Annotated in this window: 15 protein-coding genes; 6 read left to right on the top strand and 9 right to left on the bottom strand. The window is 40.4% G+C overall.

What is annotated here, in order from left to right:
• Positions 1-19: 19 nt before the first annotated feature.
• Positions 20-265 (bottom strand): YheU family protein, encoded by a 246-nt coding sequence (locus AAGD16_RS14720; protein ID WP_008114225.1) that lies wholly within the window; start codon positions 263-265, stop codon positions 20-22.
• Positions 262-1,254, bottom strand: coding sequence for a hydrolase (locus AAGD16_RS14715; RefSeq protein WP_064664247.1), 993 nt, complete (start codon positions 1,252-1,254; stop codon positions 262-264). The genes AAGD16_RS14720 and AAGD16_RS14715 overlap by 4 nt, the downstream gene beginning before the upstream one ends.
• A 588-nt stretch (positions 1,255-1,842) precedes the next feature.
• On the opposite strand from AAGD16_RS14715, the gene AAGD16_RS14710 reads away from it, so the two are divergent.
• Entirely contained in the window at positions 1,843-2,343 is a 501-nt protein-coding gene (locus AAGD16_RS14710; protein WP_016900071.1) for a hypothetical protein, read from the top strand.
• Positions 2,336-2,569, top strand: a complete 234-nt coding sequence (locus AAGD16_RS14705; RefSeq protein ID WP_013466171.1) for a helix-turn-helix transcriptional regulator — start codon at positions 2,336-2,338, stop codon at positions 2,567-2,569. Before AAGD16_RS14710 ends, AAGD16_RS14705 begins: the two co-directional genes overlap by 8 nt.
• Positions 2,570-2,646: 77 nt before the next feature.
• On the opposite strand, the gene AAGD16_RS14700 is transcribed toward AAGD16_RS14705, so the two are convergent.
• Positions 2,647-3,063, bottom strand: coding sequence for a TIGR02444 family protein (locus tag AAGD16_RS14700; protein WP_013466170.1), 417 nt, complete (start codon positions 3,061-3,063; stop codon positions 2,647-2,649).
• Positions 3,050-4,969, bottom strand: coding sequence for an ATP-binding cassette domain-containing protein (locus AAGD16_RS14695; protein WP_013466169.1), 1,920 nt, complete (start codon positions 4,967-4,969; stop codon positions 3,050-3,052). The genes AAGD16_RS14700 and AAGD16_RS14695 overlap by 14 nt, the downstream gene beginning before the upstream one ends.
• Positions 4,970-5,101: 132 nt before the next feature.
• Between AAGD16_RS14695 and AAGD16_RS14690 the strand changes: the two genes are divergently transcribed.
• Positions 5,102-5,305, top strand: coding sequence for a YheV family putative zinc ribbon protein (locus AAGD16_RS14690; protein WP_008114218.1), 204 nt, complete (start codon positions 5,102-5,104; stop codon positions 5,303-5,305).
• Between the two features lie 11 nt (positions 5,306-5,316).
• On the opposite strand, the gene AAGD16_RS14685 is transcribed toward AAGD16_RS14690, so the two are convergent.
• Positions 5,317-5,532 carry a SlyX family protein gene (locus tag AAGD16_RS14685; RefSeq protein WP_013466167.1) on the bottom strand — a complete coding sequence of 72 codons (216 nt, stop codon included), beginning with the start codon at positions 5,530-5,532 and terminating at the stop codon, positions 5,317-5,319.
• On the bottom strand, positions 5,519-6,517 hold the full coding sequence (locus AAGD16_RS14680; protein WP_377112671.1) for a WD40 repeat domain-containing protein: 999 nt from the start codon (positions 6,515-6,517) through the stop codon (positions 5,519-5,521). The genes AAGD16_RS14685 and AAGD16_RS14680 overlap by 14 nt, the downstream gene beginning before the upstream one ends.
• 195 nt (positions 6,518-6,712) lie before the next feature.
• Between AAGD16_RS14680 and fkpA the strand changes: the two genes are divergently transcribed.
• Positions 6,713-7,465 (top strand): FKBP-type peptidyl-prolyl cis-trans isomerase, encoded by a 753-nt coding sequence (gene fkpA / locus AAGD16_RS14675; protein ID WP_013466165.1) that lies wholly within the window; start codon positions 6,713-6,715, stop codon positions 7,463-7,465.
• Positions 7,466-7,524: 59 nt separating this feature from the next.
• Here fkpA and AAGD16_RS14670 read toward each other — a convergent pair whose 3' ends face one another.
• Positions 7,525-7,995: an Rsd/AlgQ family anti-sigma factor gene (locus AAGD16_RS14670; RefSeq protein ID WP_013466164.1), complete on the bottom strand. Its 471-nt coding sequence runs from the start codon at positions 7,993-7,995 to the stop codon at positions 7,525-7,527.
• Positions 7,996-8,502: 507 nt separating this feature from the next.
• On the opposite strand from AAGD16_RS14670, the gene hemE reads away from it, so the two are divergent.
• Entirely contained in the window at positions 8,503-9,567 is a 1,065-nt protein-coding gene (gene hemE, locus AAGD16_RS14665; protein WP_013466162.1) for a uroporphyrinogen decarboxylase, read from the top strand.
• Positions 9,568-9,640: 73 nt separating this feature from the next.
• Here the strand turns inward: hemE and sthA are convergent, their stop codons facing one another.
• On the bottom strand, positions 9,641-11,071 hold the full coding sequence (gene sthA / locus AAGD16_RS14660; protein WP_016900074.1) for a Si-specific NAD(P)(+) transhydrogenase: 1,431 nt from the start codon (positions 11,069-11,071) through the stop codon (positions 9,641-9,643).
• Between the two features lie 13 nt (positions 11,072-11,084).
• Positions 11,085-12,218 carry a fatty acid desaturase gene (locus AAGD16_RS14655; RefSeq protein WP_013466160.1) on the bottom strand — a complete coding sequence of 378 codons (1,134 nt, stop codon included), beginning with the start codon at positions 12,216-12,218 and terminating at the stop codon, positions 11,085-11,087.
• A gap of 130 nt (positions 12,219-12,348) precedes the next feature.
• Between AAGD16_RS14655 and fabR the strand changes: the two genes are divergently transcribed.
• A complete protein-coding gene (gene fabR / locus AAGD16_RS14650; protein WP_013466159.1) occupies positions 12,349-12,966 on the top strand; it encodes an HTH-type transcriptional repressor FabR in 618 nt (205 codons plus the stop codon).
• Positions 12,967-13,186 lie beyond the last annotated feature (220 nt).

Raw genomic sequence — 13,186 nt, 5'->3', positions numbered from 1 at the left:
TACGCCGTGTCTGACAAGTTTACTCGTCGAATTGCGCTTCACTCTGTAGTGCTTTGAATTCACTTTTAGAAATTATGGTGACCGACTCATGTAGCTCAGAGAAAAATACCATAGCTTCGCCGCTTTTTAATTGCTGATTTACTTGCGCTACTTTACTTTCAATACTGAACTCTTGCTCGCCATAGTCAGTGCCTTCGCGCAAAACGTAGCTTTCAATTAGGTTGTACAGTGTGTCTTTATCAAGTTGTTCAAAAGGAATAATCATAGCCACTCTTTATCGGTGTTATTAAATACACATTGCTTAAAATAATCAGGCACCACTTGCTCTAACCAAAACACGGGTTTAAATGGGTTGTTACCGCTAATAAAACCTACGTGGCCGCCCTTCTCTGAGATGCGCAGCGTAACATGCTCACTTACATCCTGACTACTTGGAACTGCTTTAATCGACAGCATAGGGTCGTCTTTGGCATGAATAATTAGTGTGGGTGTCGCAATATCTTTTAAATACGGCATGGCACTGGCTTTTTTGTAGTAGTCGTGCGCATTTTCAAAGCCATGTAGCGGCGCAGTGAGTTGATTATCAAATTCTAATAAATCGTCAATTTCCATTAACTGATCGGTGGTGATCGGTATTTGCTGTTTAATTTGTGGCAGTTTGCGTTGCATCGACTTTTTCATCCGATCGAGCAAATATTTTTGATAAATTTTACCTAAGCTTTTACGAATAACATCACTAGATGATGATAAATCATAGGGCGCAGATATCACGGCGGCTGCACTAAGCGGGCAGTGAATGTGTTCTTCCCCTAAATATTTAGCCAGCACATTACCACCCAATGAAAAGCCAACCGCCACAATCGGGCGCTTTGGAAATTGCTGTTTTAAATGGTTTATAAAAAAAGCTAAATCGGCAGTGTCGCCACTATGGTAGGCTCTTGGCAGGCGATTGACTTCGGTTGAGCAGTTTCTAAAGTGCATTAGCACCACTGCAAACCCTTGCTTTTTTAATGCTTTCATCATGCCTTTGGCATAAAAACTATTTATGTTGCCTTCAAGTCCATGAAGTACCACTGCGAGCGGCGCCGTTTCGTTATGCGGGAGTGACCAAGCAAGCTCAATAAAGTCACCATCGGGTGTATCAAGTTGCGCAAGTTCGTAGCGAGTATGGTGAAAAGGACGAAAAAAACGCGGCATTATGGTTTGAACGTGTCGGTTGGTCATCCACCATGCGGGTTTGAACTTAGGGATCATGTCTGTACTACGCACTTTGCAATAAACGAAGCGCTAGTGTAGCAAATTTTTTATATTTAAAAATAAAAAGCGCCTAATCAGTAAACTAATAAGGCGCTTTGTGCGTCGTGCTTAATGCTGTTCTTTAATATCTGCATCGTGTACTTTTTTCATGAAAAAATACACAAAGAAGAGGCATAAACTAATAACGACGCCTAAAAATCCAAATGATAAAAATAGTACTGGGTCGCTAAAAAAATCTCTAAAGAATACGTCCATAATGGCCTCCTGATGTCTATGGGTTAATCATAGGCTGGCTTGGCAGGGCTTGATATGATCCAGATCAAGCTACTTAACAGATTATAAAATGGGCAATGCAGATGTTGATTTTGATCAATAAAGTTAAGTCGATTTTGCACTTTTTAGTAAATTATCTGCGATTTTTTAATCACTTTTATAATAAAGATGGTCAGCAAAGTTCAGCTTTGAATAACCGTTGCTTTGTTTTAAGTTAAATACAATAAACCTGGTGTTAAATATATTTGACATGGCTAAAGAGTGAACTTATAGTTTTAAAGTCAAAAATATTTTACTTGGGGTTAGCTTTATATGACTCGTTCAGAGCACTTTAAAGAACTTTTACAAAGCATAAGTTTTAGAGAACTGACGCTGAGTATCGATTTACTAGTAAGCGTGTACATATCTTACTTTTATGTAAACAGCCTAATGAATGCGAGTACGCAGCAGCTTAGTTCTGTTTCTTGGTTATCTGGTTTATTGCTACAGGTGTTAATTTATTCTGTGATACTTATAGTATTGAGCTATTTATTACTTTCATTTATCAGTGATAATGAATTAAATCAGCCACCTGATGTGAGAGAAAAGCAAATAAATTTAGTGGGTTATAAATACAAGGCCATAATATTACAGACGGGAATTTGTGTTGCTATTGTTCAATATCAAATTGAAGCTAATAACTGGGGCCCAGCTATCGAATATAATATTCCATACTTACCAATGCACGTCATGGTAGGTGCTTTTTTGATTGCCGAAATAGTCAACTATATAGCGCAGCTTTATAAAGGTAGAACGGGTAATATTTATGAGTGAGTATGTAATAACTAACTCTATTCGAACATTACGCTTTTTACGCGATGAAATGACGCAAAAGCAATTAGCAGATGCTATTGGTGTAACTCGGCAAACGGTAATGGCAATTGAGGCAAATAAATATTCACCCTCTCTAGAAGTGGCTTTTAAAATTTCTATAGTTTTTAACTTGCCATTAGAAGAGGTGTTTCAATACAAAGCCAAAGATATGCAGCTTGGTTTATAAAACAAACTAAAGTAACCACGTATATAACGAGCTAATATTCATAATATAAGTGATCTGATGAAAATAATGGTGATAAATTATGCCAAATATTTATCGCTGTTATTGGGCGTTGAACAGGCTGTTAAATCCATACTATTAACTACATCAATCAATATTATTTGTTGCTGCTTTTCTAACTTCAACTCGGCGCCGAGAAGTGCTTTTCGAATTGCGGCGTAATCGGTAATCTCGGTTTGAATTGTTTTTAAATAGGCGCGGGTAGTACGTAGAGGCTTTAATACCTGCTGCTCAAATTCACTAATAGATTGTTCAAGCTTGCTCAGCTGTGTTTGGTTAATAGCTAGATTGAGAGAATCTAAGTAATACAGCAACAAGCATAGGTTGACGTTTTTACCTTGCAGGTTTTGGTAATCTAACAGGCGCGCTTGCATGCCATCTTCGCTATAGAGCTGGCATGCAAACTGCCAAAAATCGTTGCTGTTAAGCAAGTTCATCGGCGAATGCCTGTTCTTTTTGTTCCATCTCTTCAAGGGCCATTAATAACTCTTCTTCAACATTATTAAGCTTAGGCGTAAGTGTGGCTTGCTTGGTAATTAGCTCTTTGAGCTTAGCTTTATTTTCATCGTTATAAAGTGTGTTATCGCCGAGCGCCTCTTCAACGTCAGCTAATTCTGCAGCAAATTTATCCAATTGCTTTTCAAGCTTTTCAATTTGCTTTTTAAGCGGTTGAATCGCTTTTCTAAACTCGGCCTCTAAGCGCTTTTGCTCTTTTCGGTTTACTTGTGAGTGGGCTTTTGGCTCGTCATCGGTGTCGCTTTTAGCGGCTTCTTTATTAGCATTAAGCAGCCACTGATAATACGCGTCTAGGTCGTAACCAAACTGAGTAACTTCGCCGTTATCAACTAAGTAAAATTCATCAGCGGTGTTTTTAAGCATGTGGCGATCATGCGATACCGTGACCATGGCACCTTCAAAGCCTTGTAATGCCATAACCAACGCGTGGCGCATTTCTAAATCAAGGTGGTTAGTTGGCTCATCGAGTAGTAATAAATTTGGTTTTTGATAAACCAACATAGCCAGCACTAAACGGGCTTTTTCGCCGCCTGAAAAGGGGGCAACTGGGTCGAGTGCTTTATCGCCTACAAAGGCAAAGCCGCCTAAAAAGTCACGCAGTGATTGTTCGCTGGCTTTAGGGTTTAAACGTTGCAGATGAGTGACGGCACTGGCTTTTAAATCAAGTGATTCCAATTGATGCTGCGCAAAGTAGCCAATGTTTAACCCCTGATGCTGAAACACTTCACCTGCTTGAGGTTGTAAGTCACCAGAGAGCAGCTTAATAAGTGTTGATTTACCTGCGCCATTTCTACCAAGCAGCGCGATACGGCTACCTGGCACTAAGTTCAGCTTAATACTGTTTAAAATGGTGACATCACCATAACCGGCTTTAGCTTTGTCGAGTGTCATTAGCGGGTTAGGCAGAGCGGTTGGCTCGGCAAATTCAAAATCAAATGGCGAGTCAGCATGTGCAGGGGCAAGTTTTTCCATGCGTTCTAGCGCTTTAACGCGGCTTTGTGCCTGTTTGGCTTTACTGGCTTTAGCTTTAAAACGAGTAATAAATTGCTCTAAGTGGGCAATTTGATCTTGTTGTTTTTCAAACATGGCTTGCTGCTGTAATAAACGCTCAGCTTTTTGGCGTTCAAACTGCGAGTAATTGCCTTTATATACATTGATAAGTTGTTTATCTATATGCCAAATTTGATCAACTACCGCATCTAAAAACTCTCGGTCATGAGATATCAGTACCAATGTACCAGTGTAGGCACGTAAAAAACGCTCAAGCCAATACACAGCATCTAAATCAAGGTGGTTTGTAGGCTCATCCAGTAACAGCAAGTCGGCATCGCGAATAAGCGCTTGGGCTAAGTTTAAACGCATACGCCAACCACCCGAAAATGCACTTACTGGGTTTTCTATTTGGTTATTAGCAAACCCTAAGCCATGTAATAGCTCTCCTGCCTTGGCTTCTATGCTATAGCCTTTAATATTTTCAAGCTGAATATGCACTTTAGCTTGAGTGTCGCCATCATTGGTTTGCTCAGCTTCACGTAAAGCAATTCGTAGCGCATAATATTCAGGGTGGCCTTGCAGTACGTAATCTATAGCGCTTATTTCAAGGGCGGGGGTTTCTTGTTTTACTGAGGCCAGTGACCAATCTTTAGGAATACTGCAATTACCGCCATCTAACGAAAGCTCAGACTTTAATAAACTAAATAGCGTTGACTTACCACAGCCATTAGCACCAACAAGGCCTACTTTGTGCTCTGGAAATAATGTAGCCGATGCATTTTTTAATAAAGCTTTGCCACCGCGAAGCAGTTCTATTTCTGAGATTTGGATCATAAATACGTTACTTTACTGTGCCTTGATTGAATTGCGGCCATTATAACACGGATCTTATTAGCTATATCAATCGTATCAAGTAGGCAAATATTGCGATAAAATAACGTCAGTCAAAATGGTAGGAAAAACGAAGTGAAACATAAAAAACGATTTATTGCTGGAGCAACGTGTCCTGAGTGTAAAACCATGGATATGTTAATGCTCTACAAAGAGCATGACGTAGAAAAAGTTGAATGTATGCAGTGTGGTCATAAAATGGCTCAACCAGAGCAGGCTGTGCAGGCATCAACACGCCAATTTGAACAGATCATTGGCGTGTTTAATCCAGGCGACTAAACCTAAACAGTTTAGTAATGCGGTGGCGGAGGCTCCGGCATATTCGACATCATAGGTTGCGATGCTTGCGACTCTTTAAGTTTTTCAGCCAGCAACTCGGTTTGGCGCTTTATTTTTGCCAACTGTTGCTGGTGAACTTTTATTTCATCATTCAAAATTTCAATTGTTTCGTCTTGAAAAGCCACTTTAGCCTCAAGTTCCATTAGCCGATGTTCAATTGTGTTCATTTGGTTCTCGTATAATAAAGCGCTCAGCGATTCCGCTCGAGCTTTCAGTTAACAATGATTTACCGTTATCTGTAAATGCCACATCAAGTACCACTGCCGATTTGGGCTTACTGCCTTCTCGCGGAGTGACTTGCCATGTTTGAATTTTTTCACCGTTGGTTAGCTGCCATAAATCAACCCGTTTATTGGGTGAACCGGTTGCTAATAAAGTGCCTTGATCGTTAAAGCGCACTGCGGTAAAAATTTTCTGACGCGCAATATACTTTAGTTTACTAACAAGGTCACCTGTAGTCAGCTTCCATACATTTGCTTGTGCCATACTGTCGGCGGTAAAAGCATAGCGCCCTTGAGGATCTAAAGCGACCTGCGTTACTCGGGTTGGGTGATTAAAGCGATGAACTACTTGCCCACTTTGAGTATCCCATAAGTAGGCAACATAATCGTTAGAGCCGCTTAGGGCATAGCGCCCGTTGGGTGATAGGTCAACGGTATTTACTTTTTCTTGATGGCCTAAAAATTCAATGCGCCTACCTGTGTTAAGGTTTATAAATACCACAACGCCATCGCTGCGCCCGTAAACAACACTTTGGCCTTGGTTGCTAATGGCAATATCGCGAATGCTGGCTTTTTGTATTTTATAAAAGCCTTTATTTTTGCCGGTGGCAATATCCCAGACCGCAAAGGTGGTTTTTTCGGCGGTAACAGCCACGCTATTATCAAAAGCAATGGCTACGGCATAAACTAAGCTATCTTCAGCCTGCTGTTGAAACCATTGGTATTTAAGCGCTTGCTGTTGATTATCCCAAAGGGCGACCCCATGATGGATAGAAGACACTAAGCTGTATTGACCATCGTGCGATAACGCAGATGAAAAGGCGCCCTGTGCAGTGTGCTCAAAACTGGCCACTGCTTGTTGTTTTTCATCACTACATGCAATTGTTAATAAACAGCAAGTGGCGACTAAAAAAGTACGAAATAACGACATATTACAGGTATTTCCTCTTAACTCTTAGTGACTGAGAGGTTAGACTAGGTCTCGTTAAACGCCTAGGTTGTTTGTCTAATCACTGGATATGTTTTTAGTTTAGCTATTAAACAAGCAGCCTACCATGTAGGCCGTTAATCTTTAACTAGTAATATTACAATAAATGGCAACTGCAAAGTGTGTCGGAGATTTAAAATGAGAAAGACGATTAAATTGTCATTGATTGCAGCGTCAGTTTTAGCGCTTACAGCTTGTAATCAAGAAGCAAAAAAAGAGCAAGCAGACGTTAAGCTAGATACTGTAGCACAGCAACAAGCGTACGGTATTGGTGCATCTGTGGGTAACTTTTTAAATAAAGACCTAGCGGATAAAAAAGAAATTGGTATTGAATTAGACCAAGCTTTATTAATGCGAGGCTTTGAAGATGCACTTGCGGGTAATGCAAAAATTGACGAAGAGAAAATTCGTGAAGTACTAACAGCATTAGACGAATCAGTGCGTACTAAACAAGAAGAAAAAGCAAAAGTAGAGTCTGAAAAAAGCAAAGCTGAAGGTGAAAAATACCTAGCTGATAACGCTAAAAAAGAAGGCGTGATGGTTACTGAGTCTGGTTTACAGTACGAAGTAATGAGCGAAGGCGAAGGCGCAAAACCAGTAGCAACTGATGTGGTTAAAGTACATTATAAAGGCACATTGTTAGACGGTACTGAGTTCGATAGCTCTTACTCACGTAACGAGCCGACAACGTTCCCACTAAACCGTGTAATTCCTGGTTGGACTGAAGGTTTACAACTTATGCCTGTAGGGTCTAAGTACAAATTTACTATTCCTTCAGACCTTGCTTACGGCGATCGTGACTTAGGTAAAATTCCTGCTAATTCAACACTCATTTTTGAAGTTGAATTATTAGAAATTCAAAATGATGCAGCAGCTGCCGCTGCAGAATAAGCGTTATAGATAATAAAAAAGGGACCTTAGGTCCCTTTTTTATTACGTTGAATAACTAATTAGTCAGTGTGATTAGAAAATAAGTTATCAATCAGCTCATCTTCAAGTGCAAAGCGCGCTTCGAGTGCTTCACCCATTACTGAAAGATCGTTATCAAAGCCTTCTAGTAAATCTTCAGCGTCTACCTCAGCGTACTTATCGTTGAAATCCAGAGCGATGTCAGTGGTATCTGAAATACGTGGGTATATCGTATTAGCGAGTTGCTGGCTTTCTAGGCCTTTCTTTTCGCAGGCTTTAGCAATATCGTCGTACACTTCAAAGTGGCCGGCAGATAAATAATCCATTAAAATTTGGCAAAATGCCTGAATTTGTGATGGTTCAGGCAAAGACTGATCTTTTTTCTCATAAGGTGAAAAGCCTGCAATTTTACAGTAAAGCACAATCAACTCTTGGCGTTCGTTTAACCAATTATCGATGACCGTATGGCTACCCCCCCACTTTTGTTGAGCTTTTTCTACACGCTTCAGCATAATTCTTCTCCTAAGCTGGGTTGGATTTTTTAAATTAAAAATAAAACTTATGTTATCCAAGATATATTTAATTGGCGTGTATATCAACAAGTAAAATAGATGTAATACCAGAGGGAATTTTGTTTAAGGGTATAAGTTGTAAGTAATTTATTCCAGGCAAGAAAAAACCACCTATTACGGTGGTTTAATTTCTTTATTAGACTTGTTTAAACAAGCATTCTTATTTTTATTAGAGATTTTTATTATTTTTATATTAACAATTTTTGTTATTGTTTTGTTAACGCGGGAGATACAATATCAAGCTTTTTTAGATGTTGCAAATAGTTTAATGAAAAGTTTTTATTATTAACGTTTGTTTGGTTGTTTTATGTACAAAGTAACATGAAAATTAAAAATTACTTGATCTAGCGCTACTCTGTAGCGATTTAATCGCTTAGCGATAGAGGGGGCGTGAATATGGTGGTACAATCTTGCACAATTTCTAAAAGCCCTAGGACTCTATACGCTATGAGCGAATTAAAAAACGACCGTTATTTACGTGCCCTTGCCAAGCAACCTGTTGATGTCACGCCGGTATGGATGATGCGTCAAGCAGGACGTTATTTACCTGAATACCGTGCTACACGTGCACAAGCGGGCGATTTTATGAGCCTGTGTAGAAATGCTGAGTTAGCCTGTGAAGTAACATTACAGCCTTTGCGCCGTTACCCATTAGATGCAGCTATTTTGTTTAGTGATATTTTAACTATTCCCGATGCAATGGGATTAGGCTTGTACTTCGAAACAGGCGAAGGCCCTAAGTTTGAACGCCCAATTTCGTCACTAGCTGATGTTAAAAAAATTCCTAAACTTGATCCTACCGATGAGCTTGGCTATGTAATGAACGCAGTGAGCACTATTCGTCGTGAACTTAAAGGCGAAGTGCCATTAATTGGTTTTTCTGGTTCGCCTTGGACACTTGCAACTTACATGGTTGAAGGTGGTAGCAGTAAAGTATTTGGTAAAATCAAAAAAATGGCGTTTGCTGAGCCGCAAACACTGCATTTATTACTCGATAAACTAGCTGATTCGGTGATAGATTACTTAAACGCGCAAGTTAAAGCGGGTGCGCAATCGCTAATGGTATTTGACTCATGGGGCGGTGTACTAAGCCCGCGTGATTACAATGAGTTTTCATTGCAATACATGCATAAAATTGTTGATGGCTTAATTCGTGAATACGATGGCCGTAAAGTACCGGTTACTTTATTTACCAAAAATGGTGGTCAGTGGATTGAAGCGATTGCCGCAACGGGCTGTGACGCAGTAGGTTTAGATTGGACTATTAACATTGGTGATGCTAAACGTCGTGTTGGCGATAAAGTTGCACTGCAAGGTAATATGGACCCATCAATGCTTCATGGTACGCCTGATCGTATTCGCCAAGAGGTTGGTACTATTTTAGAAGACTTTGGTACTGGCAATGGCCATGTATTTAATTTAGGCCACGGTATTACACCAGATGTTGACCCAGAAAATGCCGGTGTATTCATTAACGCCGTGCATGAATTAAGTGCGCAATATCATAAATAGTTTCTAAATAACGATGAGTTATTAAAAAAGCCCGCTTGATTCAAGCGGGCTTTTTGTTACCTAGTGCTTGATATTACTTAAACAAGCGATTTAAACCATTTAACGCCGCAACTCGGTAGGCTTCTGCCATCGTTGGGTAGTTAAACGTGGTATTTACAAAGTAGTCGATGGTGTTGCCACCATTTTTTTGTTCCATAATAGCTTGGCCAATATGCACAATTTCAGAGGCACGCTCACCAAAGCAGTGCACGCCGAGTACTTCTTTGGTTTCAGTGTGAAATAATATTTTTAAACTGCCCACATCGGTGCCTGCAATTTGCGCGCGGGCTAAATGTTTAAATTGCGCACGTCCCACTTCATACGGTACTTTTGCAGCAGTTAATTGTTGCTCTGTTTTACCGACAGAACTCATTTCAGGGATAGTATAAATACCGGCTGGAATATCAATAATCAGCTTTTCATCACAATTACCACACGCGATGGCATCTGCGGCAATTCGACCTTGATCAAAGGCAGCACTCGCAAGGCTTGGATAGCCAATAACATCACCTACCGCGTATACATTGTCTACTTCTGTTTGGTAGGTTTCGTTTACTTTTATCTGTCCGCGGCTATCTGCTTTTAAGCCAATGGCTTCTAAATTAAGGGTATCAGTGTTACCTGTTCGGCCATTGGCAAATAAAATACAGTCAGCTTTAACACGTTTGCCCGATTTTAAATGCATAACAACGCAGTCATCACGGGTTTCAATGCGATCAAACTCTTCGTTATGACGAATTACAATACCGCTATTCCAAAAGTGATAGCTTAATGCATCAGATATTTCAGCATCCATGAACGCCAATAAGCGATCGCGAGTATTCACTAAGTCGACTTTGGCACCTAGCCCTTTAAAGATAGACGCATATTCACAACCAATTACACCCGCGCCGTATATAAGTACGCGATGCGGGTCGTGTTCAAGGCCTAAAATAGTGTCACTTTCGTAAATTCGTGAGTGGGTGAAATCCACCCCTGGTGGGCGATAAGGTCGTGAGCCGGTAGCAATAACAATCGTTTGTGCAGTAAGGCGCTCAGTAGAACCGTCATTACGTCTAATTTCAATAGTGTGCTTATCAACAAAGCTAGCGTCGCCTTGAAACATATGAATGCGGTTACGATCGTAAAAACTGCTGCGTAAGTTTGACTGCTTTGAAATTACCGAACTGGCATGGCGTAAAATATCAGGAAAGGTAAGTCTTACCGGACGCTCGCCTACGTTAAATAAAGGATTTGCTTTGTATTCAATGTAGCGACTAACAGAATGACGAAGTGCCTTTGAAGGAATGGTACCCCAATGTACACAGCCACCACCCACGGCTGTTTGGCGTTCAATAACCGCTACTTTTTTGTTACTTTTAGAGAGGTTCATAGCGGTCCCTTCACCGCCAGGACCCGTGCCAATAATGATTGCATCATATTGGTATGTCACGGGTACTTTTTTCTTTTCTGGTTGTTTGGCCACAGCCACTCCTATTTTAACTAAAAGAGGCTTTTAATAACCTCGCATTAAGTGCTAGCCATGCCTGTTTTTGTGTTTCCCAGGCGGCCTCAAGCTCGTGATATTGTGCCATTAATGCCGACTTTTCACACTGCTTTGCCATATTATTTTTTTTAGCTTCCAACACTTGTTTTTGTAATGAGCAATAATTTTGCAGTTTTTTAAGCAACAAATCGTACTCTTGTTGTAATAATGTAAGCTTATCTTGCGCTAAAGGCAATTTTGCGAGGCGACCTTGTGTTTTGCTCATCAAGGTTTCTGCTTTAGCTTTTTCTATGCGCTCAACCGGTGTGCGCTTTAATTTACTCGCTAAACCAAGTGCAGCTAACGAGCGGATCATCCATTTAGTTGGGTCGTAATGAAACCACTTAATGCCGTTGCGGTAATCGCTAGCAAAAATATGATGAAAGTTATGATAACCCTCGCCATAAGTAAATAAGGCTAAAAAGCCGTTATCGCGTGCGGTATTTTTTTCTGTGTAAGGGCGAGAACCCCAAATGTGCGCAACAGAGTTAATAAAAAAGGTAAAATGCTGGCTCAGTACTAAACGAAGTAGTCCCGTTAGTAATAACATGCCCCACACATCACCTAACATTAAACCTAATACCAGTGGTAAACCAACATTCATGGCAACTACCAGCTTTAAGTAATGTTTATGTTGCCACATCACTATTTTATTGCGTTGTAGGTCGCGGCAATTGCTGTAATCACCGTAGCTATCGCCTTGGTAGTCGCGCAGCATCCAGCCTATGTGACTATACCAAAAGCCGTTGGTAGCGGCATAAGGGTCTTTTACAGGGTCATCAACTTGACCGTGGTGAATACGATGATCGCTGCTCCAATGCAGCGCACTGTTTTGCAAAGCAAACGCGCCGCCTAAGGCAAAAATAAATTCAACGACCGGGTGTGCGTTGTAGGTTTTGTGCGCCCATAAACGATGGTAACCCGCAGTGATCGATAATCCCGCGAAAAACATGCAAGCTACAAAAGCAGCCCATTGTGTGCCTGTAAAGCCATAGTTAAACCCATACCAAGGTACAAGTGTAACAGCAGCCAAAAACGTCAGGCTAAAGAAAAGGACGTTGGTCCATATAAGTGGTGGTTTTTTCATCTTTCTCATTTCTCAGCGTACAACTGTACGCTAAAATAATATTTCAATCTGCTGCCGTCAAGTATTAGACTGTACTATTAGCTATTTTTTTAATTAAAAATTTATTACAAATTCATTCAGGGAGCTGTTGATGTCGGGCGTTAGAGCACAACAGAAACAAAAAACACGACAAGCATTAATTGAAGCTGCTTTTAATCAGCTTAGTGCTGATCATAGCTTTTCAAATTTGAGCTTGCGTGAAGTAGCGCGCGAAGCCGGTATTGCGCCCACCTCTTTTTACCGTCACTTTAAAGATATGAACGAGCTAGGTTTAACCATGGTTGATGAAGCGGGTTTAACGCTGCGTCAGCTGATGCGTCAAGCTCGTAGGCGAATAGCCAGTGGCGGCAGTGTAATAAATACGTCTGTGGTTACTTTTATGGAGTTTATTGATAACTCTAGTAATCAATTTAGATTATTGCTGCGTGAACGCTCAGGTACCTCAAAAGCATTTAGAGCGGCAGTAGCACGTGAAGTGAAACACTTTATTTTAGAGCTTGCTCATTATTTAGAAAGTGAAACGCCCTGTGATGCGATTCATGCGTATATTCAGGCAGAGGCTATGGTTACGTTGGTATTTAATGCTGGCGCCGAAGCGCTAGATATTGAAGGTCAGCAACGCGATGAATTAATTGAGCGAGTTATTTGGCAGTTACGCTATATTACTCGTGGTGCGTCAAATTACGTACGCGCAGAAAAGAAAGAGTAAATATTAAAAAAAGTTAAAATAAGCACTGTACTTTACGGTGCTTGTTAATTTAAACGCCACGCCCTCCAAGGTTGAATTCTTTATCTCTTTTTTATCTATTTATTGAATTTAAAATCCCTTAAAAGTCTTGTGTAATTATTTTTATGGCATTTTTATGCTTGCACCTACTGCGCTGCAATGATAAAAATAAGCCTCATTGGACACACACACAAGAAAACAA

The organism is Pseudoalteromonas sp. M58, assembly GCF_042604605.1.
Classification (GTDB): domain Bacteria; phylum Pseudomonadota; class Gammaproteobacteria; order Enterobacterales; family Alteromonadaceae; genus Pseudoalteromonas; species Pseudoalteromonas tetraodonis.
Note: the sequence above shows the minus strand (reverse complement) of the source record. Positions and strands in the feature narration are given on the sequence as shown.

What these genes read in the sequence shown, in the direction of transcription:
- hemE (WP_013466162.1), top strand. Translation starts at nt 8,503, where the DNA reads ATGAGCGAATTAAAAAACGACCGTTATTTACGTGCCCTTGCCAAGCAA.
- AAGD16_RS14700 (WP_013466170.1), bottom strand. Translation starts at nt 3,063, where the DNA reads ATGAACTTGCTTAACAGCAACGATTTTTGGCAGTTTGCATGCCAGCTC.
- AAGD16_RS14655 (WP_013466160.1), bottom strand. Translation starts at nt 12,218, where the DNA reads ATGAAAAAACCACCACTTATATGGACCAACGTCCTTTTCTTTAGCCTG.
- AAGD16_RS14685 (WP_013466167.1), bottom strand. Translation starts at nt 5,532, where the DNA reads ATGAACACAATTGAACATCGGCTAATGGAACTTGAGGCTAAAGTGGCT.
- AAGD16_RS14680 (WP_377112671.1), bottom strand. Translation starts at nt 6,517, where the DNA reads ATGTCGTTATTTCGTACTTTTTTAGTCGCCACTTGCTGTTTATTAACA.
- AAGD16_RS14715 (WP_064664247.1), bottom strand. Translation starts at nt 1,254, where the DNA reads ATGATCCCTAAGTTCAAACCCGCATGGTGGATGACCAACCGACACGTT.
- fkpA (WP_013466165.1), top strand. Translation starts at nt 6,713, where the DNA reads ATGAGAAAGACGATTAAATTGTCATTGATTGCAGCGTCAGTTTTAGCG.
- AAGD16_RS14695 (WP_013466169.1), bottom strand. Translation starts at nt 4,969, where the DNA reads ATGATCCAAATCTCAGAAATAGAACTGCTTCGCGGTGGCAAAGCTTTA.
- AAGD16_RS14670 (WP_013466164.1), bottom strand. Translation starts at nt 7,995, where the DNA reads ATGCTGAAGCGTGTAGAAAAAGCTCAACAAAAGTGGGGGGGTAGCCAT.
- AAGD16_RS14720 (WP_008114225.1), bottom strand. Translation starts at nt 265, where the DNA reads ATGATTATTCCTTTTGAACAACTTGATAAAGACACACTGTACAACCTA.
- fabR (WP_013466159.1), top strand. Translation starts at nt 12,349, where the DNA reads ATGTCGGGCGTTAGAGCACAACAGAAACAAAAAACACGACAAGCATTA.
- AAGD16_RS14705 (WP_013466171.1), top strand. Translation starts at nt 2,336, where the DNA reads ATGAGTGAGTATGTAATAACTAACTCTATTCGAACATTACGCTTTTTA.
- AAGD16_RS14710 (WP_016900071.1), top strand. Translation starts at nt 1,843, where the DNA reads ATGACTCGTTCAGAGCACTTTAAAGAACTTTTACAAAGCATAAGTTTT.